Origin of the sequence: Methylocella sp., assembly GCF_044226135.1 — a bacterium.
Taxonomy (GTDB): Bacteria; Pseudomonadota; Alphaproteobacteria; order Rhizobiales; family Beijerinckiaceae; genus Methylocapsa.
In genome coordinates this window covers 1-20,691 of the sequence record NZ_JBGAHM010000010.1, presented here as the reverse complement: position 1 = coordinate 20,691, position 20,691 = coordinate 1, and the positions used below count along the sequence as shown (strand labels likewise).

Here is a 20,691-nt window from a genome sequence, read left to right as displayed (position 1 = left end):
CGCGCCGCGGGCCGCCTGCGTCAGGGGATGCCGATCATCTTGTGCGTCTGGAGGCTCAGGCGCCATCGCGGATGTTCGAGGCAATAGGCGACCGCCGATTTGACGTTTTCCGCGCACGCCGGCCCGTCCATCGGCTGCAGCCAGAAATGCGCGAAATCGAGCGCGAGCAGCGTCTGCGGCGAAAGTCCCTCCTGCGGATAGACGAGCTTCAGCTCCGAGCCCGACGACACGACGAGCTTCGCGCCGGCCTTGGGGCTGACGCAGAGCCAGTCGACGCCGTCCGGCGGCGCCAGCGCGCCATTGGTTTCGACCGCGATCTCGAAGCCGCGCGCATGGACCGTGGCGATCAGGGCGTCGTCGAGCTGCAGAAGCGGTTCGCCGCCGGTGAAGACGACGAATTTCCGGGCCGCGTCGCCGCGCCAGCGCGCGGCGATCGCTTCGGCGAGCGCGTCGGCGTCCGCAAAGGCGCCGCCCCCCGCCCCGTCCATGCCGACGAAATCCGTGTCGCAGAAGCGGCAGACCGCCTTTCGCGGTCCTCTTCGCGGCCCGACCAGAGATTGCAGCCCGAAAACCGGCAGAACACGGCCGCGCGGCCGGCCTGCGCGCCTTCGCCCTGCAGGGTCAGGAAGATTTCCTTCACCGCATAGCGGCCCATGGCTGCGCCCTTTTCAGCCGGCCGCACGCAAAAAGGACCTCTTTCGAGGTCCTTCAGCCGGCCGCGCGATGAAAGCCCGGTCTTATGACAGCCGGCGTCAGATCGCCTCGGAAATCCATTTCTTGAGCTCGCCCTTGGGGGCGGCGCCGACCTTGGTCGAAAAGGCCTTGCCGTCCTTGAACAGCATCAGGGTCGGGATGGAGCGGATGCCGAAAGCCCCGGCGACGCCGGGATTTTCATCGACGTTGAGCTTGGCGATGGTGATCTTGCCCTTGAGCTCGTCGGCGATCTCCTCGAGCGCGGGCGCGATCATCTTGCAGGGGCCGCACCATTCGGCCCAGAAATCCACGACCACCGGGCCCTTGGCGTCGACGACGTCGGCTTTGAAATTCTCATCGGTGACTTTGACGGTCGACGACATGTTTCGCTCTCGATTTGCCGGGCGCCGCCCAGGGCCGCGCCGGTTTGATTTCAGTCAAGGAACGTAAGAACGCCCAGCTTCCTGCGTCAAAGCGCGGACAGCAGGCGCGGCCGTTCTCCGAAAGGGCGGCGAGCGCGGCGTCGAGCTCGCCCGCAAGCAGCTCGTCGACGCGCGGCCCTTCGGTCCAGATCAGGAGCAGGCGCGGCGCGCGGCCGGGCCACAGCGGCGCAAGCGCGGCGCGATAGAGCGCCATCTGCGTGACATAGGCGGCGGGCAGCGCGTCGCGCGGCGGCGGCGCGCCGGTCTTGTAGTCGGCGACGACGAGCTCGCGCTCCGTCTCGGCGAGCCGGTCGATGATGCCGACGACGGCGACCTCGCGCCCGTCGCTCAGGCGCGCCGTCCCGGCGAGCGCGGCCTCGGCGCGTGAACGCGGGCCGTAGAGCGCGGCGAGCTCCAGCGCCTCGACGACGCCGAGCGCGTCGGTCGCGAGCGCGCGCGCGTCGCCTCGTCGAGGCCGCCGCGGCGCTGGGCCAGAAAGGCGCGCGCGGCGGCGCGCCGCGCCGGCGCGACGGCCGGCAGATATTGCAGCAGCGTATGAATGAGCGCGCCGGACCTCAGCTTCCGGCCCTGCGGCTGCGCGTCAGCGCCAAGCGGCGGCGGTCGGCCGCGGCGAGCGCGCTCGAGGGGCGGATCGGCGGCGCGGCCTCTTGCGGCGGCGCGAGCTTTTGCGCCAGCCAGTCGGTACGCGGCCGGACGGCGCGGCGGGCGCGGTTCGGCCAGCGCCCAGCGCCTCCGCCTCGACGACGAGGCGCAGCACCTTCTCATCGGCGCTCCAGAACGCCTCCGCTTCCTCGAAGCGCCCGTCGGCGCCGAGCGTCGCCTCGATCATTCTGGCCCAGGACAGCGCCGGCGGATCCTTCGCGCCATGGAAGCCCGCGATATAGAGCCGCTCCTCGGCCCGCGTCAGCGCCACATAGAGCAGGCGGCGATATTCGTCCTCGGCGAGCTCGCGCGCCCGCGCCCGGGCCAGCGCCGCCTCCGCGCAATCCTCCGCCCTGCGCGGCGACCACAGCACCGGGCGCCTGCCGAGATGACGCTCCTCGAGCGCGAAGATTTTCGGGTCGTGCTGCGCCGAGAGACCGTTGCAGGCGTCGGGCAGAAAGACGATCTTGGCTTCGAGCCCCTTGGCGGCGTGCACGGTCATGACGCGGGCCGCGTCGCCGCCGGCCTCCATGTCGCGCTTGACCGAGCGCTCCGTCGATTCGAACAGGGCGAGGAAGCAGGACAGCGAGGGCGCGGCCTCGGCCTCATGCGCCAGAGCAAGCCGCAAGAACTCGTCGAGCGCGTCCGCCGCCTCGCGCCCGAGCCGCGCTTCGAGCGCCGCGGCGTCCGCCGTCCTCGCTCAGCAGCCGCGCATAAAAATCGAACGGGCGCAGCGCCGCCCGCGCGCGCCACGCGTCAATGCGTTCGCGCGCGCGGACATGGCGCGGGTCGTTCGAGGCCGCGAGCGCGTCATAGAGCCCGCCCGCGCGCCGCGGCGCGAGCGCGATGGTAAATCGTCGTCGTCGAGCCCGACGAGCGGCGACTTCAGCGCGCAGGCGAGCGACAGATCGTCCTGCGGCAGGAGCGCCGCGCGGCCCGCCGCCACGAGGTCCTGCGCGGCGATATGCTCGCCGAGCCGCAGGCGGTCGGCGCCCGCGACGGGAACCCCCTTGCGCTTCAGGGCCCGGATCACCGCCTCGAAGAACACGCCGCGCCGGCGCGCCAGAATGAGCACGTCGCCCGGCCGCGCCGGGCGCGGCGCGCCGGTCGCGTCGTCATGCACGCGCTCCGTCGAGCCGGGCCTGACAAGGCGCGCGACCTGTTCGGCGACGCGCTCGGCGACGCGGCTCGACGGGTCCATCTCGTCGAGCAGGTCGAGCGGCAGGCGCCAGTCGCGGCGCTCCTTCGTCTCGCCCGGGCCGACGAGCGGCCAGATCTCGACCAGGGCCGGCAGGCGCGTCTTGATCGGCTCATGGCCCATCCAGACTTCGTTTTCGGCGACGAGGCCGCGCCGGAAGCCCTGTTCGGCGAAGACGCCGTCGACCGCCGAAAGCACGCCCGAAGCGGAGCGGAAGGAATGGGTCAGCGTCACATGCCGGAAGGTTTCGCGGCCGCGCGCGAACTTGGTCTCGAAGGCGCGGCGCATCTCGTGGAACATGTGCGGCGCCGCGCCCTGAAAGGAGAAGATCGACTGCTTCTCGTCGCCCACCGCGAAAAAAGTGCGGGCCGCCTCGTTGGCGCCGCGGCCGACGGCGAATTCGCCCATGAGGCTCGTCAGGATGCGCCATTGCGCGTCGCTCGTGTCCTGCGCCTCGTCGACCAGAATATGGTCGACTCCGGCGTCGAGCTTGTAGAGCACCCAGCTTGGCGCCGAGCGCGTCAGCAGCGTCAGCGTGCGGTCGACGAGATCGTCAAAATCGAGGATCGCCCGCTCCGCCTTGAGCCGCAGATAGCGCGCGAAGATCGCGTCGACGACGCCGGCGAGCGCCTGCGAGCGCGACAGCGTTTCGGCGGCGCGCAGCTCGGCGTCGAGGCGGACGAGACGCGCCTGCTCGGCGCGAAATTCTTCAAGCAGCTCCGGACGCTGGTCCTTCAGCGGCTTGAACAGGAGGTCCTTGGCCGGGGCGTCGTCCGACGCGTTGAAGAACAGGCCCCGGTAATGCGCGAAGCCCGCGTCGAGATCGCCCTGCGCGCGGGCGGCGATCGCGCTTCGCAATTTCTCCGCCTTTGCGGAATCCTTCGCCTTGCCGGTCGCCAGAAAGGCGGCGATCTCCGGCCAGCGCCCCGGCGCGATCCCGCCCTCGGCCATTTCGGCGAAAATCGTGGCCGCGTCACGCTCCGCGGGCAGCTTCAGCGCCTTGCGCAACACGTCCTCGCGCCCGCCCGGCCAGTCCTCGCGCAGCTGGGCGCGCATGGCCAGAGCCTCGCGCAGCACACGGTCGAAATCCGCGCCGGAGCAATCCTGCGCCACGCGGTCGACGAGCGCCCCGAACGCTTCGTCGGTCCGCGCGCGCTCAAGCGCCTCGCGCCGCGCCCGCGCCAGAAGCTCGTCGCGACGCTCGTCGTCGGCGACCTCGAAACGCGCGGGCGCGTTCGCCTCGAAGGGGAAGAGATGCAGCAGCCTTTCGCAGAAGGCGTGAATGGTCTGGATCTTCAGGCCGCCCGGCGTCTCGACCGTGCGGGCGAACAGGCGGCGCGCCTCTGCGAGGTCTTCGCGCCCGGGGGCCTTCGCGCCGGTCGCCTCGATCGAGCGACGCAGGGCGTCGTCGTCGAGCCGGGTCCACTCGGCGAGCAGCCGGAACACGCGCGCCGACATGTTCGCCGCCGCGGCCTTGGTGAAGGTCAGGCACAAAATGCGCGAAGGCTGCGTGCCCTGCAGCAGAAGCCGCATGACGCGCTGCGTCAGCACATGGGTCTTGCCCGAGCCGGCGTTGGCCGAAACCCACACCGAGGCCGCAGGGTCGGCCGCGTCGCGCTGTTTCTTGAGAGTCTGATCGGGAATCTTGAAGAAGCCCATCAGCCCTCCTCCTCGCCGCCCGCGGCCCATTCGCGCACCCGCGCGAGATGGTCGTAAGGATTATGGGCGGCGGCGAATTTCGGAAAGGGCCGCGGCGGATAGGGCGTCTGCGGGTCGCGGAACTGCGCGAGCAGCCCCAAAAGATGCTCATAATGGTCTTCGGCGAGGTCGCCGAAGGTTTTCGACTTGAACGTCAGCGCGAGCTCCTTCCCGCCCTGCGCGCCGCCGAGCTTGACGTAAAGCCCCTCGACGTCTCCGTCGCAGGAAAAGCCGAAGGCGCCGCGCCGGGCCATGGCCGCCTCAAGCGTGAGCTGCGGCGCGAAACCCACCTCGACCTCGCTCCTGCCGGGCACGCTCCCGGCCTTGAAGTCGATGACGGCGACGCTCCCGTCGGCGCGGCGCTCGATGCGGTCGGCGCGCGCCGTCAGGCGGAACGTCGACGCGTCGGCGAGCGTCAGTTCATGGGAGGCGGAGGCCTCGATCTCGAGCCTCGCGAGCGGCGCCGTCCCGGACCGCCGGCGCGCCTCGAAACTCACATAGAAATCGATCATGCGGTCAAGGCGCGGCAGGGCGAAGGCGGCAAAATCGGCGTCTTCGATCTGCGCATGAAGCTCCTCCTCCAGAAACCGGCGAAACAGCGCGCGCGCGTCCGGCGGCGTCGGCCCGGCGCCGACGGTCCTTGAAAAACGCTCGACGGCGGCGTGGATCGCGCCGCCCGTCTCGGCCGGCCCGAAATCCTCGTCAAGGCCCGGCAGCGGGAGAAGGCGCAGGATTTTCTCGGCGTAGACGGCGTAAGGGTCGCGCCGCAGCGTCTCGACGCGGGTGACGCTGAGAGAGGTCGGGCGCAGTTCGACCGGCGGCCTTGGCTGCGGCCGGCGCGGCGGCGCGGGCTCGTCGCCGGCGCGGTCGACGAGGCGCGCATAATCCACAAAGCGCTGTCCGCGCCGGGCGCATTCCTCCCACTGCGGCCCGGCGAGCGCGGCGAGCCTCTGCACGAAGCGCGAGGCGACGGTCGGGGCCCCGCCGCGCTTGCGCGCGCGGCTCAGCACGACCGTGGCGCGCCCCATGGCCTGCGTGAAGTCATGCGCCGCCTGGCCGAGCCTGCGCTCGGGCGGCGTCAGGCCGAGCGCCGCCCGCATCGGCCGGTTGAGGAAACAGTCCATCTGCGCCTGCGGCGGCCAGACGGCTTCGTCGAGCCCGCCGAGCAGGATGAGGTCGGCGTCCATCAGCCGCGCCTCGATGAGGCCCAGAATCTTGACCCGCGGATGGACCCGGCCGTCGCCCGCAAAACGCGCCTCGCCGGCGATCGAGGCGAAGAAGCGCAGATAGCTTTCCGCGTCGAAAGCCATGGCCGGGCGGGCCGAAAGGCGCAATTCGTCGAACAGGGCGGCGAGCGCGGCCTCGTCGTCGGCGAGCGCCTCCTGCGGCGCGCGCAAGGCGTCGAGCGTCGCCTCATGCGCGTCGGCCCAGACCGAAAGGTCATGCTCGCCGTCAAGCGCCAGCATCGGCGCGAGCGCGGCCGCGAGACGTTCGAGCAGATCCTGCAGCGCCGCCTGCTCCTGGGGAAACAGCCGCGCCTGCGCCGGATGCGCATGGCGATCGCCCGCCGCCCCGGCCGCCGCGCGCAGCGCCGCCTCGGGGTCGCGCAGCAGCGCCCCGCCCGGCGAACGCAAAACGCCGATTTCGAGCAGCGGGACGCGCCGTCGCGCCTCCTCCTCGCCAAGGCCGAGCGAGACGCGCCGATGCGCGAGCAGCGCCGCGACGCTCGGCGCGCTCATGGCGGCCGCGGCGCAGGCGGCGGCGTGGCGCGCGAGCAGCCCGGCTTCGGACGCGCCAAGCGGCGCCCCGCCCGAATCGTCGACGTTCACGCCCCAGCGCGCAAGCTCGGCGCCGACGCGCCGCGCCAGCTCGCGGTCGGGCGTGACCAGCGCCGCCGTGGCCTCGGGGCGCTCCAGAACCTCGCGCATGGCGATGGCGAGCGCCAGCGCCTCCTCGCGCTCGTCGGCGGTCTCGATCAGGCTCACGCCTTCGAGCGCCGCCTCGAGGGCGCCGGCCCCTTCCGCCTCGCGCCAGGCGAACCAGCCTTCGGTCGTCTCGGCCGGCGCGAGCGCCTGCGACACGAAGCGCGCGCGGGCCTTCAGCGCGCGCTCCGGCGCGCCAAGCTCGACGACGTCGGCGCGCGAGATCTTCAGCGCCTCGAGAAGCCGCGCAAGCGCCGCCTGCGGATGCGTGAAGGCCGCTTCATGTCCTTCCCTCGCGCGCAGGACCTGGGCGAAGGCGGGTTCGTCGAGGTCGAAGTCGAGGCCAGGCAGCACCACGGCGCCGCGCGGGGCGCGGGCGACGGCGTCGAGCAGCCGCGCCGCCGCGCGGCTCGTGCCGTTGACGCCGATGGCCACCACCGGCGCGCCGCCTTCGCCGCCAAGACGGCGCGCCTGCGCCTCGATCAGCGCGAGCTGCCGGCTCGCCCGGTCGGCGAGGCCGCGCTCGGCCAGAATCTGCGGCCAGCGCTCGATCGCGATGTTCAGGAAGTCGAGCGTGATGCGCCAGTAGTCGTCGAAGCCCGCGGCGAGCGGATTGAGGCTGCGCCATTCGACGTCCTCGATCGCAAGCTCGTCGATGAGCCGCGCGAGGTCGCCAGACAGCGCGAAGGCGTCGACGGCCGAGGTCGCGACGAGGGGCGGCTCGCTGTCGTCGCAGATTTTCGCCCCGTCCGCGCCGATTTTCACAATGGCGCCGCGCAGCGCGCGCGCCCAGGCGAGGATCAGCTCCGCGAGCCGCATGCGCCGGTCGAGCGCGCCGACGGCCGGCGGCGGCGCGAAGATGTCCGCCCCCTCGCCCTCGTCGAACGGGGCGCCGGCCTCAAACATCAATTCGGTCTCGGTCTCCTCGAGCGCCGCGAGCGGCAGGATGCGCGGCAGCAGAGTCGCGCGCCCGGGCTGAAGGCGGCTGAACTCGTCGGCGAGCGCGCGGGCGGCGCGGCGCGTCGGCGTGTAGATCGTGGCGTCGGCGAGGGCGAGCGGCCCGAGCGCGGCCGAAAACCCCGCGACGACGCGGCCCTCGAGAAAGCTCCGCGCGAAGGTCTTCAGGAAGGGCGCGCCGGGCGCGATGGAAAAGACGTTTTTCGCCAAACCTCGACCCGTGAGCCCCGATCCGGGAGCCTCGATCCGTCCTTGCGGGCGCGCTGATCATGCGCCCCCGCGCCGGACCATCCTACCCGAGGCCCGCCGCTTTTCCACAGACGCTTGCGCGAACGCGAAAGCTTGGCCAATTTTCGAAGGGCGCTTGCGCGAACGCGAAAGCTTGGCTTGGCCATGCGGCGCGCCCGCCTCGCTTGACGGTCGCGGCCGGCGCGCCTACCTATGAAGCCTGCCTAGGGGATCCCCGCCAGGGGGCTGAGAGGCCGGCGGCGTCGCGATTCGCGGCGGCCCGGCGACCCTTCGAACCTGATCCAGTTCGCGCTGGCGTAGGAATGGCCGCCCTCATGACCTTCTCCCCATTCAATCCCCGCCCTCGGCCGTCCGGAAGGATGCGGCCATGAGCCCCGGGCGCGCGGCGCCGCGCGTGCGCGTGATCGGCGCGGGCGTGCTCGGCCTTTGCGCCGCCCTCGCCTTCTCCGAGGCGGGCGCCGAGGTCGAGGTCGTCGAGCGCCGCGACGGGCCAGGGCTCGGATGCAGCTTCCTCGCGGGCGGGATGATCGCGCCCTGGTGCGAGGCCGAGAGCGCCGAGCCCGTCGTCGTCGAGCTTGGGTTCGAGGCGCTCGCCTTCTGGACCGAAACCGTCCCCGTCGCGCTGCGGCGCGGCTCGCTCGTCGTCGCGCCCGCCCGCGACCGGCCGGAGCTTGCGCGTTTCGCGCGGCGCACGAGCGGCTTCGAGCGCGTCGACGGCGCGCGCGTCGCCGAGCTCGAGCCCGATCTCGCGGGCCGCTTCGACGACGCCCTGTTTTTCCCGCACGAGGCCCATCTCGACCCGCGCGCCGCGATCAGGGCCCTGGCCGCGCGCCTCGAAGCTTCTCCCAATGTCCGGCTGCGCTATGGCGCCGGGGCCGCGCCGGTCGCTGACGACGACGTCGACTGGACGATCGACTGCCGCGGTTTTGACGCGCGCCGCGAGGTTGAAGGGCTGCGCGGCGTCAAGGGCGAGATGCTCGTCCTGCAGACGCGCGACGTCTCGCTGTCGCGCCCGATCCGCATGATCCATCCGCGGCATCCGGTCTATATCGTGCCGCGCGGCGACGGGCGCTTCATGATCGGCGCGACGATGATCGAGAACGAGGAGGCCGGGCGCGTCACGGCGCGCGCCATGCTGGAGCTTCTCGGCGCGGCCTATACGGCGCATCCGGCCTTCGGCGAGGCCGAAATCGTCGAGACCGGCGCGGGCGTCAGGCCGGCCTTTTTCGACAATCTGCCGCGCGTCAGGGTCGAGGGTCGAAGAATCGTCCTCAACGGGCTCTACAGGCACGGCTTCCTGCTCGCCCCGGCGGTGGCGCGCCGCGCCGTCGACGTCGCGCTGCGCGGCGCCGACCCCGAAGCCGCGCTGCGCGCGACCCCCCGCGGCGAACCTCGAGACGACGACCAGATCCGAGACGGCCATGCGCATCGAAGTGAACGGCAAGACGCTTGAGGCGCGGGCGAGGACGCTCGCCGAGCTCCTCGCCGAACTCGACTATGACGAACGTCATGTCGCGACCGCGCTCAATCGCGATTTCGTGCGGCGCGACGCCCGCGCCGGCGCCGAGCTCAAGGACGGCGACGCGGTCGAAATCGTCAGCCCGAGGCAGGGCGGATGATCGACGACCCGCTCCGCCTTTATGGCGTCTCCCTGTCGTCGCGCCTGCTGCTCGGCACGGCGCAATACCCCTCCCCCGCCGTCCTCGCCGCAGCCGTCGAGGCGGCGCGGCCCGAGATCGTGACCGTCTCGCTCAGGCGCGAATCCGGCGCGAGCCGCGCGGGCGAAAACTTCTGGGCTCTGATCCGCGGCCTCGGCCTGCGCGTCCTGCCCAACACCGCCGGCTGCAGAAGCGTCAAGGAGGCGGTGACGACGGCCGAGATGGCGCGCGAAATTTTCGACACGCCCTGGATCAAGCTCGAGGTGATCGGCGACGACGACACGCTCCAGCCCGACCTCTTCGGCCTCGTCGAGGCGGCGCGCATCCTGCGCCGCGACGGCTTTGAAGTATTCCCCTACACCACCGAGGACCTCGTCGCGGCCGAACGGCTGTTGTCGGCCGGCTGCGAGGTGCTGATGCCCTGGGGCGCTCCGATCGGCAGCGGCCGCGGGCTCAACAACGTCTATGGCCTGCGCGCGCTGCGGGCGCATTTCCCGGACGTTCCGCTCATCGTCGACGCCGGGCTCGGCGCGCCCTCCCATGCCGCCGCCGCCATGGAGCTTGGCTATGACGGCGTTCTGCTCAACACGGCGGTCGCCAGGGCGGGCGATCCGGCGGCCATGGCCCGCGCCTTCGCGCTCGCGGTCGAGGCCGGACGCGTCGGCCGCCTCGCCGATCCGATGGAGCCGCGCGACATGGCCTGCCCCTCGACCCCGACGCTCGGCCGCGCCTTTTCCGACGCGCCGGCGGTTTCGCGCCAAGATCTGCGCCAGGCTGAGCGCCAGGGCCATGCTTCGGACGCCCGGTCCGGCGGCGAACGGCCCTCGCCTTCGGTCGAAGACGCGCCGGCCTCCGCGCCCGCGGACATGACCCGTGCTTGAGCGTTTCTACCCCATCGCCGACAGCTCCGACTGGATCGCGCGGCTGCTGCCCTGCGGCGCGCGGCTGACGCAGTTGCGCGTCAAGGACGCCGACGACGAGCGCCTGCGTCAGGAGATCGTGACCAGCAAGGCCTTGTGCGAAGCTTACGGGGCGCAGCTCGTCGTCAACGACTACTGGCGGCTCGCCATCGACTGCGGCTGCGATTTCGTCCATCTCGGCCAGGAAGACCTCGACGACGCCGACCTTCCGGCGATCCGGCGCGCCGGACTGCGGCTTGGCGTGTCGACCCATGACGAGGCCGAACTCGCGCGCGCGCTCGCGTGCCGGCCGGACTATGTGGCGCTCGGCCCGATCTATCCGACGCGGCTCAAGGCCATGCGCTTCGGCCCGCAAGGGCTTGAGCGCGTCGGCGAGTGGAAGCGCCGGATCGGCGACATTCCGCTCGTCGCGATCGGCGGAATCACGCTGGAGCGTGCGCCGGGCGTGCTCGCCGCCGGCGCCGACAGCGTGGCCGTGGTGACCGACGTCACGCTCGACGCCGACCCGGAGGCGCGGGCGCGCGGCTGGGCGGCGATGGCGGCCGCGTTTCGTCGCGACGCCTGAGCGCGCCGCTGCGGCGCGAAGACGTCTGGCGCGACGGCGCCGTTCGCGCTAAGAGCATTTTTAGTGGAAGTTGCAGACTTTTACGTTAAGAACATGTGAAAAAACAAAATGTTACAGCGCGTTCGCGACTGATGACGTCCGAATGCGCGCTAAAGGCGGGCTTTCGACCCGTTCGCCCGAACCCTGACGCCAAGGAGGCCAGAATGGCGCGCGCGCTCACCGCCTATCTCGAACGTTCCCGCGTTCCCGACCGCGCGAGCCTGCAGAAAGCGCTCGACGCGCTGAAGCTCAAGATCGTGCTCGACGAGGCCTATGCGCCGTTCAAATCGGTCAGCTACCTGCCCTGCACCTTCGACGGCGAGGACGCGGGCTTCGACATCCGCTTCGAGGACGCCCCCGCCGAGCCGCCGGCTTCGGTCAGGGAGGAGATCGGCGCGCGCGACGCCGCCGTGCTGCTGCGCTGGGGCGGCGATCCGCGCGAAGAAGCCTGCGCGATGGCCGTCTGCGCCGCGCTCGCCCGCGATTTCGGGGCGCTGACGCATGACCCCAAGAAAGACAGGCTCGCAAGCGCCGACGAGCTGATCCGAAAGGCGAAGGCCGCGGCCGAGCAGCTTTAAACCGGGCCGCCGCAGAAAATCCGTGCGCCGCGGCGTCAGAGCCTCGAGACGACGATCAGGCGCCTGATCTGCCCCATCTGGAAGGCGCGCAGGAAGGCGGCGTAATTGCGGAACGACACGCAGCCGTTCGAGGCGCCGCTCGGCCCGAGCATATAGGTGTGGGCGAGAAAGCCGTTGCGCCCATATTGGCGTCCGCCGCCGATCGGGGTCAGCCGCAGCGCCTGCACGCCGTGGAACAGCTGCTCGCGCAGCGACAGCTCATAGACGTCGGGCGGCGTCGGGCCGCGCATCGACACATGCACATGGCGCGGATCGTCCATCTTGTCGCCGAGGCCGGAATGGGCCTCGAGCCGCGTGCCGTCCGGCATGTAGACCGTGCGCGCGCTGATGTCGTAGACGGCGGTCTGGCGGTCCACGCCCGGCGTGACGGCGGACGGGATGCGCGGCGAGAGCCGCGCCGCGTCGTTCATGACGCCGCCGTCGGGCGCGGCGTAGGCGAGCGCCTGGCCGCGCTGCTGCTGCTGCTGGCCGAAGGACTTGAGCCCGGCGAACAGCTTGTCGAAGATCGAACTCGAATCGATCGGGGCGCCGGGGGCGAGCGCCGGACGCGACTCCTGCCGCGCCATGCGGCGGGACGGCGCCGGGACGACGGGCGCGGGCGCGGCCTCGGTCTTTGGAAGCGCCGCCAGCTCGCGCGGGCGCGGCGCCGGCAGCGGCGCGTCCGCGCCCTCGTCGGGAGTTTCGGCGAGACGCAGGGGCGAGGGCGGCGGGAACGGCGGATCGACGAGCTCGGTTTCCTCGGCGGGGGCCGCCGGCTCCAGCCGGGCCTGAAGCGAAGCGACGACGGGCGGCGTGTCTTTCGTGACGCTGAGCGCGAATTTGCGGGGATCGACCAGGGCGCCATAGGCCTGCGCCGGGTCTTCGGCGGGCTGAGCCGCGGCTTCGGCCTGCGCGACGGGCGCCACGGTCCGCGCCGGCGTGTCGGCGCCCGAAACGCGCGCGAAAAGCGCCGTGAACGAGGGCAGCGGCGGCTGTACGTAGAGCGCGCCCATGAACAGCGTCAGCGCCAGGATCCCCGCGCCCGGCAGCACGCGCCCGGCGGCGCGGCGCAGCGCGCGTCTTGGCCGGCGGCGCGGCGCCTCATATGGCGCGAAAGCGAACGGCTGGCTGAAATCGGTCATCGTCGCGTTCCCAGATCCCTGCGGCGTGAAGCGTCGATCGGCGCCGTCAGGCGCGGGCTTCGCTGCCTGCTTGCGGGTCCATTGAGGCGATTTTTGGTTAACGGCCGATTGAAGCGGCGCGAATTGTTTTATTCGGCTTGCCTGCGACATTTAGGCCGCAGAGATCACGCTTCGTCGAGCCGCCGGAAGCTCCAGGCGATCTCGAGCCCGTCGCGCGTCTCGCCCTCGATGACGATCTGGGCGCAGGCGCGCGGGCCGTCCGGCGCGGCGAAGAAGATGCTTTCCTCGATGTCGGCGATCCACGGCGTCTCGAACAGCCAGCGCTCGCCGTCGGGCAGGACGAGAAGCGCCGCATGGCCGTCGCGCACGCGCTTCAGCCGCACGTTGGGATGGATGTGGAAGCGCAGCGCGAACGGCCGCTGCTCCATGGCCACGCCGGGCGTCGCGGCGCGCAGCCGGTCCGCGCCGTCGAGCCAGCGCCCGTCGCTGTGGAGCGTGAAACGGCGCTGGTGCACGAGCCCGAATCGCGCGGCGTAGCCGTCATGCTGGATGGCGAGGGTCGAGCCCGCCGCCTCGTCGCGCCGTTCGACGAGCGCTTCGGTCGGGCCGGCCACGATGGCGTCGCCGAGCCATTTGCGGGCGCCGAGATGAAAGGCGAAGCGGCAGGACGAGGTGTCGTCGACGACGAGCGTCGAATGCGCGGCGGTCATGCGCGCCGCCTCGCGCGCCGCGGTCCGGCTCGCGTCGGGCGCGCCGCAGTTGAGGACGAGCCGCTGCGCCCCGACCGAAAACTCGAACGAGCCGCAGCCGGCGTGGGCTTTGGTCGAAAACGCCGGCGGCGGCGGCCTGCCGGCGTCGGCGACGAGGATCGCCGGCCGCGCCCCGCGCCCCTCTGCGCGCCCCTGCCCGCTCCCCTGCCAGCTCCCCTGCGCCTCCCCATGGGTCTCGAGCCGCTGGTAGCCCGAATGCGGCGCGTTGGCGAGGGGGCGGGCGCGGCTGTCGTCATAGGCGAGGACGGTCGCGAGCTGCTCGGGCGGCGTCACGCCCATTCCGTTGAACAGGGCGAGCGCGCCGTCGCCATGCCGGAACAGCCGCAGCATGGGCATCATGCGGTCGATGGCGTTGAGAAGCTGGGACGGCGGCTGCGCGCCGCGCGCCGCATAGGCCTGGCGCAGCGGCAGAAGGTCGAGCAGGAGGTCGATCAGGATCTGCGGGTTGCGGCTGAGGTGGCCGCCGTCGGGCAGGATCTGGCGTTGCAGCTCCTCGACCAGCAGCTTGCCGGCGCGCTGCGGCAGCTTGCCGGTCCCTTCGGCGCAGAGGCTGAGTTCGGTCAGGGCGAGCGCGGCGAACAGCCGGTCCTCGCCGGCGAGCCCCTCCGCGAGCCGGCGCTCCAGAAACTGCTGGGTGCGGCCGACGCCCTTCATGAACCGTTTGTAGAAGGCGCGGTCGGCCCCGTGCAGGATGATCGGCGACTGCGATAAAAAGGCGAGCAGCCGGCGCGCGGCGACGCGCGGCTCCCAGGCGGGATTTTGGCCTGGCCGGCCGTAGATCTGAAGAAAATCCTCGACGAGGGCCCGCGCGTTGGCCTTCGAGATCGCCGTGTCGGCGGCGCGCAGATGGCGCAGCCAGCTGAAGCTTGACAGAGCCGCGGCCCAGGCCTCGGACTGCGGCTCGATCTCGAAGGGCGAACGGCCATGCGCGTTCACGATCTTGCCGGCGAAGGCGAAATAGCCCGCGTAAATGTCGGCGGCGAGCGTCGGGTCGCTGGTGCGGATGTCCTGCGGCGCGATCAGCAGCCGCTCGGGCGGGCGCTGCCGCAGCGAGGACAGCGCCCGGAACGGAGACAGCGCGCGCCGCCAGGACAGCGCCGCGCCCCGCACGAACAGAAGCCGGACGACATGCAGCCGATCCTTCAGTCCCGATCCGGCCACAGAGCCGTTCTCCTTCGAGTCCTGCGGCTCTCGCCGAAGCGCGCCCGTCCCGTCCGACGGGACGTTTTCGGACAGTCCCAGATCCATGCTCTCGCTTTCGGCCCGCTTCTCGCGTCGGCCGGTCGCGTGGGCGCGCTTCGACCAGCGCGCGTCAGGCGAAGGCCGGCGCGGCGTTGACATGATATTGAAGGGAAAAACTGTCGGCTTTCTTAACCGCTCAGGCTGACGTTGCAAGTCAGCGGCGGATCAACCGCGCCGCGAAAAAGCCGTCAAGCCCGGCCGCGCGGGGGTCGTCGGCCGGAAGATGAAACGGCAGCGCGCGCATTTCGCCCTCAGGCGTGATCGCGTCGGCGAGCCCCCCGATCTCGTCGGGGCTGATCCTTGAGCGCGCCACCTCGCTATTGCGGCGCAGCAGGGCCGCGATCTGCGCCTCCCCTTCCTCCGGTTCGAGCGAGCAGGTGCAATAGACGATCGCGCCGCCCGGACGCGTCAGCTCGACCGCGCGGTCGAGCATGCGCGCCTGGATTTCGGCGAGCTTCGGCAGATCGGACGACCGCTTGATCCAGGCGACGTCGGGATGGCGGCGGATGGTGCCGGTCGACAGGCAGGGCGCGTCGACGAGCACGGCGTCGAAGGCCTGCGCCCTGAGCGTCGCGGCGTCGGCGACGACCATCTCGGCCGACAGCTTCAGGCGCTCGAAATTGGCGGCGAGGCGCTTCAGCCGTTCGGCGGACCGGTCGATCGCCGTGACGCTGGTCCCGAGCGTGGCGAGCTGGGCGGCCTTGCCGCCGGGCGCGGCGCAGAAATCGGCGATCCGCATGCCGGGCTTCGCGCCGAGCAGGCGCGCCGGCAGGGCCGCGGCGGCGTCCTGCACCTGCCAGGCGCCTTCGGCGTAGCCTTCGAGCTCGCTCACCGGGGCGTGGGTCAAAAGCCGCACCGAGCCCGTCGGCAGGACCAAGCCGCCGAGCCTCTGCGCCCAGCCCTCGGCGTCGGACCAGACGGTGAGGTCGAGCGTCGGCTCGGCGCGGTTCGCGGCAGCTATGGCGCGCGCCCCGCCCTCGCCATAGGCGCGGATCCAGCGCGCGGCGAGCCAGCCTGGCGTGTCGTCGCGCAGCGGGTCGCTTTCGGCGAGAATCTCGTCGCGCCCGCGCGCGACGTTGCGCAGGACGGCGTTGACGAGGCCGGCGAAGGGCGCGGCCTTGGCTTCGAGCCGCGTCGCGCGGACGGCGAGGTCGACGGCGGCGTGGTCCGGCACGTCAAGGAACAGGATCTGCGCCGCGGCGGCGATCAGCGTCCATTCGAGATGGGCGACGGGCTTCGGCAGGCCCTTTTCGAGGCGCTGCGCCAGAGCCTTGCGGATCGTGCCGAGGCGTCGCAGCGCGGCCGTCACGATGGAGCGCACGAGCGCCACGTCGCGCGGTTCGAGCCCGCCGAGGCGCGAGGGCACCGCCTGCGGCGAGAAACATTCGTCGAGCGAATGCGCTTTCGCGACGACGTCAGAGAGGATCGCCGCCGCGGCGAGACGCGCCGGAAGGCCCGGAGCGCGCTCGGCCTCTTCGCGCGCGGCCTGCGCCGACTGGGCGGGACGGCGGCCCGGCCCCTTGCGCCCGTCCCTGCGGTCGTTCGGACGGTCCGGCTGGCGCGGCGGCGCGTTCAACGGCGGCTCTCCCAGGTTGGGCCAAAAGGGCCGAAGCAGACGGCGCGCTTATAGCATGTCGCGGCGCCGCATGCGCGCGGGTTTCGCCGCCGTCCAAAAGCTTTTACAGTGAACACGGTCGAATTTGACGAGACAGGGCGCGAGCGATGACGCCTCACAGCGAAGCGCAGGCCGGGGCGGACGCCGCCGGCGCCGAAGAAGCCAGCGCCGAAGCCGCGCCGCCGCGCCGCGAGCTGCCGCCGGCGGCGCTGCGGGCGCTGGCCGAAGCCGAGGAGCGCCGTCGCCGGCGCGACGCCGAAAGGCAGGCGCCGCCGAAGGAAATCGACGGCCGCGACGGGCCGGAGCCGGTCCGCTACGGCGACTGGGAGGTCAAGGGCATCGCCAGCGATTTTTGAGCCGGCGACGCCGTCCGGCTTCGGGCGGTCTGCGGCTTCAGACGGCCTTCAGCGTGTAGCGCACCGTCTGCACGCGGATCAGGCCGTCGCGGAAGATGAAGGTGTCGATGCCGTCGTCGACATAGCGGTCCTTGGCGCGCGCGGTCCATTCGAGGAACAGCACGTCGTCTTCATAGGTCTCGGTCGGCAGCGCCCAGGCGGCCTCCGGCACGTCGGCGAGAAGCTGGACGAAACAGGCGCGAACCCCGTCCCTGCCGCGATAAACGCCCTTCGGCGTGATGATCACGGCGTCGTCGGCGTAGTCCGAGACGATGCCGTCGAGGTCGCCGGCGACGAGCGTCTCGGCGTGATGCTTGAAGATTTCTTTCGGCGTGCGCGACATGAGGCCCCCCTGTCAGATGACGCCCGCTTGTGCCGAAAAGCGCCGGCGCGCGCAAGGCGCGCCCGTCATGGCCCGCCCGTCATGGCCCGCCCGTCATGGCCCGCCGGGCGTTGCGGCGCCTTCATTCAAAGTCGAGCGAAAGCCCCAGACGGTCGAACTCCGCCTCGATCGCCTGCATGATCGTCTGCAGTTCGTCGACGCTGATCTCGATGTGGTCGTGCGGCGGGCTCCAGGCGATCAGGCTGTCCATGTCGATGGTGAAGTCGGCCGGCTCCTCGGCGTCGGGCGGCTGCGGCGCGGAGGCGATGACGAGGGTCTTTTCGCCCCACGTCACCCTGACCGCCCCTTCCGTCAGGGTGATGCGGGGGCCCGCCCCGCGCCGTCCGCTTTTTGTCACTTCGCGCCTCCTTGCCGGAATTTTACGCCGTGTGGCGGAGAGTCGCCGCGGCTTCGCGGCGCGCGGCGGCGATCGCCTTGCGCATCACGCTCGGCAGAGCCTCTCCCTCGAGCCGCGCCGGGGCCCAGCGGCAGCCCTGCGGCGCCGCCCGCTCCATCTCGACCTCGGCCCAGTATATCGAAAGTCGTAGGACGAAATGGGTGAAAACATGCTCGACCTCGGCCGCGACCCTTTGGAAGCGCGCGTCGAGCGGCGCGAAGCGCGCCGCCTCGGCCTCGTCGAATTCGACGCTCCAGGGGGCGCACGGGATTTCCGCCATGCCGCCGAGCAGCCCCTTCGGCGGGCGCTGGCGCAGCAGAACGGCGCCGTCCGGCCGTGTGACGTAGAAGGCCGCGCCGCGCCGCAGCGGCCGCTCCGGCTTTTTGGCCCTGGCCGGATAGCGCGCCGGATCTCCCTCCGCGCGGGCCGCGCAGGGCGCGGACAGGGGACAGACGACGCAGGCCGGGCGGCGTGGGACGCAGATGGTCGCGCCAAGGTCCATCATCGCCTGCGCATAGTCGCCGGGGCGCGTCGCGGGCGTCGCCGCCCCGGCGAGCCGGCGCAGCCCGGCCCGTGCGGCCGGAAGCGGCGCGGCGACGGCGAAGACGCGCGACAGCACGCGCTCGACATTGCCGTCGACGACCACGGCGCGCCGCCCGAAGGCGATCGAGGCGACGGCCGCCGCCGTATAGGGCCCGAGCCCCGGCAGGGCGCGCAGCCCCTCCTCCGTGTCGGGAAAGCGGCCGCCAAGCTCATGCGCGACGCGTCGCGCGCAGGCGATGAGGTTGCGCGCCCGCGAATAATAGCCAAGGCCGGCCCATGCCGCGAGAATCTCGGCGTCAGGCGCGGCGGCGAGCGCCTCGACCGTCGGCCAGCGCGCCAGAAAGGCCGCGAAATAGGGCCTGACCGCTGCGACCGTCGTCTGTTGCAGCATGATCTCGGAGAGCCAGACGACGTAAGGGTCGGCCAAGGCGCCCGGCGGCGCGCGCCACGGCAGGTCGCGGCGGGAGCGGTCGTACCAGCCGAGCGCGGCCGGCGCGATCGCCTGAGCCCTGGCCCCGGCCTCGCCCGTCCCGTCCGGACGCTTTTCCGGCGCGTCACACATGCGCCAGCTTTAGCCGCTCTCATGCGGCGCCGAAAGACAAACGAGGAGGAAGCCGATGAACGAGACAGGCTCGCCGGGCGCCGTCCTCACCCCCTATGTCACCGTCGCCGACGCGGCGGCGGCGATCGACTTCTATCTGCGCGCCTTCGGGGCGCGGGAGATCATGCGCGTCGAGCATCTGGGGAAGGTCGGCCACGCCGAACTGTCGATCGCCGGCGCGCGGATCATGCTGAGCGACGAATTTCCCGAGCATCAGGCGCTTTCGCCGCGCGCCTATGGCGGCACGCCGGTCATGCTGCATCTTTACGTCGACGACGTCGACGCCTTCGCGGCGAGAGCCGGCCGGGAAGGGCTCAGGACGCGGGAGCCGGTCAGGACGCAGTTTTACGGCGACCGCGGCGGCAAGTTCGAGGACCCGTTCGGCCTCGTGTGGTGGATCGCCACCCATGTCGAGGATGTTTCGCTCGACGAGATCAGGCGTCGCGCCGCCGCGCTGCACGAGCCCTGAGCCCGGCGCCGCCGGCCCATGGCCCTCGCCGGCGGCCCGCGCTACAATGGAGCCATGGCCGCGCGCGAAAACAGGACGCAGGGGTTCAGGAGGCGAGGGCCGCGGCCGATCGCCGACCTGATCGCGTCGGCCATGGACAAGACGCTGGCGCGCCGCGGCTTTTCGCAGGCCGGCGTGCTGCTTTACTGGGACGAGATCGTCGGCGAGCGGATCGCCGCCGTCTCGCAGCCGCTGTCGCTCAACTGGCCGCCGCGCGGGCGCGCCGGCGCCGCGGCCACGCTGAGCGTGCGCGTCGAAGGCGGCTTCGCGCTCGAAATGCAGCATCTGTCCGGCGTCATTCTCGAAAAGGTCAACGCCCATCTCGGCTGGCGCTGCGTCGACCGCCTGCAACTGAAGCAGGGTCCGCTGGAGCGGCGCGCGCCGCCTGCGCCCCGCCCCGCTCCGCCCCCTCCCGAAATCGTGACGGCCGCGGCCGCCGCGGCGTGCGCGATCGACGACGAAGCGCTGCGCGACGCCTTGACGCGCCTCGGCGCCCATGTGCTAAGCCGCAAGGCGCGGGAGGACGGCCGCTAGGGCCGCGTCGCCGTCCCGCAGGAGAGTTTTTCATGAAGACCGAGTTCGCCGCCCTGTTCAGCCGCCGCCTCGCGCTTGGCGCCGCCGGCGCGGCCTTCGCCGTTCTCGCCGCCTTCGGCCTTCAGGCGCCGGCGCGCGCGCAGGGCGCCACGGTCTCGGCCGAATCGCTGATGGCGCCGGGCGCCCTGCCCGACGTCTGGGAAGGCTCGAAAGACGCGCCGATCACGATCGTCGAATACGCCTCGATGACCTGCTCGCATTGCGCGGCCTTCCACCAGTCGACCTATCCGGTCCTCAAGAGCAAATATATCGACACGGGCAAGGTGCGTTTCACGCTGCGCGAATTCCCGCTCGACCCGCTCGCCGCCGCCGCCTTCATGCTGGCCCGCTGCGCAGGCGACGACAAGCGCGACGCGGTGATCGACCTCCTGTTCGCGCAGCAGAAGAACTGGGCCTTCGTCGACCAGCCGGCGACCAAGCTCGAAGCCGTGCTGAAGCAGACCGGCATGGGCCGCGAAGCGTTCGAGGCGTGCCTCAACAACCAGAAGCTGCTCGACGACGTGCAGAAGGTGCGCGATCAGGCCTCGAAGGAGTTCGGCGTCAGCGCGACCCCGACCTTCTTCATCAACGGCAAGAAGCAGAGCGGCGAGGTTTCGCCCGAAACGCTCGACAAGCTGCTCGAGCCGCTGCTCAAGGGCTGAGCCGGCCCTTACGTTCTGCCGGCCCTTACGTTCTGAACGTGTCGGGCGTTTGCGAGCCGTCTCGCAAACGCCCTTTTTTTTTGGCGAGGCTCAGCCGAGGCGCGCGAGCGCGGCCGAAAGCCGCTCCGCCCGCCCCTGCGCCTCGGCGAGGCGCTCGCGGTTCTCCTCGACCACCTCCTCGGGGGCGCGCGCGATGAAATCGGCGTTGGCGAGCTTGGCGGCGATCTTCTTCGCCTCCGCTTCGCATTTGCCGATCTCCT

The 20,691-nt window shown here is 71.5% G+C and carries 20 protein-coding genes, 2 pseudogenes and 1 riboswitch; of the genes and pseudogenes, 9 read left to right on the top strand and 13 right to left on the bottom strand.

What is annotated here, in order from left to right:
- Positions 1–20: 20 nt before the first annotated feature.
- The 6 genes and pseudogenes from queE to addB form a co-directional block, all read right to left on the bottom strand.
- Positions 21–655 (bottom strand): annotated as a pseudogene (queE, locus tag ACILRB_RS06750) (7-carboxy-7-deazaguanine synthase).
- A gap of 97 nt (positions 656–752) precedes the next feature.
- Positions 753–1,076, bottom strand: a complete 324-nt coding sequence (trxA, locus tag ACILRB_RS06745; RefSeq protein ID WP_395665532.1) for a thioredoxin TrxA — start codon at positions 1,074–1,076, stop codon at positions 753–755.
- Complete coding sequence (locus ACILRB_RS06740; RefSeq protein ID WP_395665587.1) at positions 1,048–1,659, bottom strand: PD-(D/E)XK nuclease family protein; 612 nt, start codon at positions 1,657–1,659, stop codon at positions 1,048–1,050. Before ACILRB_RS06740 ends, trxA begins: the two co-directional genes overlap by 29 nt.
- A 57-nt stretch (positions 1,660–1,716) precedes the next feature.
- Positions 1,717–2,406 (bottom strand): 3'-5' exonuclease, encoded by a 690-nt coding sequence (locus ACILRB_RS06735; RefSeq protein ID WP_395665531.1) that lies wholly within the window; start codon positions 2,404–2,406, stop codon positions 1,717–1,719.
- Positions 2,407–2,478: 72 nt separating this feature from the next.
- Positions 2,479–4,635, bottom strand: a complete 2,157-nt coding sequence (locus ACILRB_RS06730) for a UvrD-helicase domain-containing protein (RefSeq protein WP_395665530.1) — start codon at positions 4,633–4,635, stop codon at positions 2,479–2,481.
- Positions 4,635–7,763: a double-strand break repair protein AddB gene (gene addB / locus ACILRB_RS06725; protein ID WP_395665529.1), complete on the bottom strand. Its 3,129-nt coding sequence runs from the start codon at positions 7,761–7,763 to the stop codon at positions 4,635–4,637. The genes ACILRB_RS06730 and addB overlap by 1 nt, the downstream gene beginning before the upstream one ends.
- A gap of 234 nt (positions 7,764–7,997) precedes the next feature.
- Positions 7,998–8,122, top strand: a riboswitch (TPP riboswitch).
- A 47-nt stretch (positions 8,123–8,169) separates the two neighbouring features.
- Between addB and ACILRB_RS06720 the strand changes: the two genes are divergently transcribed.
- The 5 genes and pseudogenes from ACILRB_RS06720 (at position 8,170) to ACILRB_RS06700 (ending at position 11,562) form a co-directional block, all read left to right on the top strand.
- Positions 8,170–9,255 carry an FAD-dependent oxidoreductase gene (locus tag ACILRB_RS06720; protein WP_395665528.1) on the top strand — a complete coding sequence of 362 codons (1,086 nt, stop codon included), beginning with the start codon at positions 8,170–8,172 and terminating at the stop codon, positions 9,253–9,255.
- Complete coding sequence (gene thiS / locus ACILRB_RS06715) at positions 9,224–9,421, top strand: sulfur carrier protein ThiS (RefSeq protein WP_395665527.1); 198 nt, start codon at positions 9,224–9,226, stop codon at positions 9,419–9,421. The genes ACILRB_RS06720 and thiS overlap by 32 nt, the downstream gene beginning before the upstream one ends.
- Positions 9,418–10,194, top strand: a pseudogene (locus tag ACILRB_RS06710) (thiazole synthase); the annotation flags it as partial. The gene thiS and the pseudogene ACILRB_RS06710, both read left to right, overlap by 4 nt.
- A 139-nt stretch (positions 10,195–10,333) precedes the next feature.
- A complete protein-coding gene (locus tag ACILRB_RS06705; RefSeq protein ID WP_395665526.1) occupies positions 10,334–10,945 on the top strand; it encodes a thiamine phosphate synthase in 612 nt (203 codons plus the stop codon).
- A gap of 203 nt (positions 10,946–11,148) precedes the next feature.
- Complete coding sequence (locus tag ACILRB_RS06700; RefSeq protein WP_395665525.1) at positions 11,149–11,562, top strand: hypothetical protein; 414 nt, start codon at positions 11,149–11,151, stop codon at positions 11,560–11,562.
- Between the two features lie 35 nt (positions 11,563–11,597).
- Here the strand turns inward: ACILRB_RS06700 and ACILRB_RS06695 are convergent, their stop codons facing one another.
- The 3 genes from ACILRB_RS06695 to ACILRB_RS06685 form a co-directional block, all read right to left on the bottom strand.
- Positions 11,598–12,743: a DUF2778 domain-containing protein gene (locus ACILRB_RS06695; protein ID WP_395665524.1), complete on the bottom strand. Its 1,146-nt coding sequence runs from the start codon at positions 12,741–12,743 to the stop codon at positions 11,598–11,600.
- 164 nt (positions 12,744–12,907) lie between these two features.
- Positions 12,908–14,761: a heparinase II/III family protein gene (locus ACILRB_RS06690; protein ID WP_395665523.1), complete on the bottom strand. Its 1,854-nt coding sequence runs from the start codon at positions 14,759–14,761 to the stop codon at positions 12,908–12,910.
- 148 nt (positions 14,762–14,909) lie between these two features.
- Positions 14,910–16,331 (bottom strand): RsmB/NOP family class I SAM-dependent RNA methyltransferase, encoded by a 1,422-nt coding sequence (locus ACILRB_RS06685; protein ID WP_395665522.1) that lies wholly within the window; start codon positions 16,329–16,331, stop codon positions 14,910–14,912.
- A gap of 146 nt (positions 16,332–16,477) precedes the next feature.
- On the opposite strand from ACILRB_RS06685, the gene ACILRB_RS06680 reads away from it, so the two are divergent.
- A complete protein-coding gene (locus tag ACILRB_RS06680; RefSeq protein WP_395665521.1) occupies positions 16,478–16,726 on the top strand; it encodes a DUF1674 domain-containing protein in 249 nt (82 codons plus the stop codon).
- A 37-nt stretch (positions 16,727–16,763) separates the two neighbouring features.
- Here ACILRB_RS06680 and ACILRB_RS06675 read toward each other — a convergent pair whose 3' ends face one another.
- The 3 genes from ACILRB_RS06675 to mutY all read right to left on the bottom strand — a co-directional run bounded on the left by ACILRB_RS06675 (position 16,764) and on the right by mutY (position 18,649).
- On the bottom strand, positions 16,764–17,108 hold the full coding sequence (locus tag ACILRB_RS06675) for a nuclear transport factor 2 family protein (protein ID WP_395665520.1): 345 nt from the start codon (positions 17,106–17,108) through the stop codon (positions 16,764–16,766).
- A 121-nt stretch (positions 17,109–17,229) separates the two neighbouring features.
- On the bottom strand, positions 17,230–17,505 hold the full coding sequence (locus ACILRB_RS06670; protein WP_395665519.1) for an Imm74 family immunity protein: 276 nt from the start codon (positions 17,503–17,505) through the stop codon (positions 17,230–17,232).
- Between the two features lie 22 nt (positions 17,506–17,527).
- Positions 17,528–18,649 (bottom strand): A/G-specific adenine glycosylase, encoded by a 1,122-nt coding sequence (gene mutY, locus ACILRB_RS06665; protein ID WP_395665518.1) that lies wholly within the window; start codon positions 18,647–18,649, stop codon positions 17,528–17,530.
- A 55-nt stretch (positions 18,650–18,704) separates the two neighbouring features.
- On the opposite strand from mutY, the gene ACILRB_RS06660 reads away from it, so the two are divergent.
- Genes ACILRB_RS06660 through ACILRB_RS06650 form a run of 3 tightly spaced genes read left to right on the top strand, consistent with a single transcriptional unit; the run spans position 18,705 to position 20,431 of the window.
- Positions 18,705–19,157, top strand: a complete 453-nt coding sequence (locus ACILRB_RS06660) for a VOC family protein (protein WP_395665517.1) — start codon at positions 18,705–18,707, stop codon at positions 19,155–19,157.
- Between the two features lie 18 nt (positions 19,158–19,175).
- Entirely contained in the window at positions 19,176–19,730 is a 555-nt protein-coding gene (locus ACILRB_RS06655; RefSeq protein ID WP_395665516.1) for a DUF721 domain-containing protein, read from the top strand.
- A 32-nt stretch (positions 19,731–19,762) separates the two neighbouring features.
- Positions 19,763–20,431 carry a DsbA family protein gene (locus ACILRB_RS06650; RefSeq protein WP_395665515.1) on the top strand — a complete coding sequence of 223 codons (669 nt, stop codon included), beginning with the start codon at positions 19,763–19,765 and terminating at the stop codon, positions 20,429–20,431.
- 90 nt (positions 20,432–20,521) lie between these two features.
- Here the strand turns inward: ACILRB_RS06650 and ACILRB_RS06645 are convergent, their stop codons facing one another.
- Positions 20,522–20,686 (bottom strand): hypothetical protein, encoded by a 165-nt coding sequence (locus ACILRB_RS06645; protein ID WP_395665586.1) that lies wholly within the window; start codon positions 20,684–20,686, stop codon positions 20,522–20,524.
- Positions 20,687–20,691: the final 5 nt, after the last annotated feature.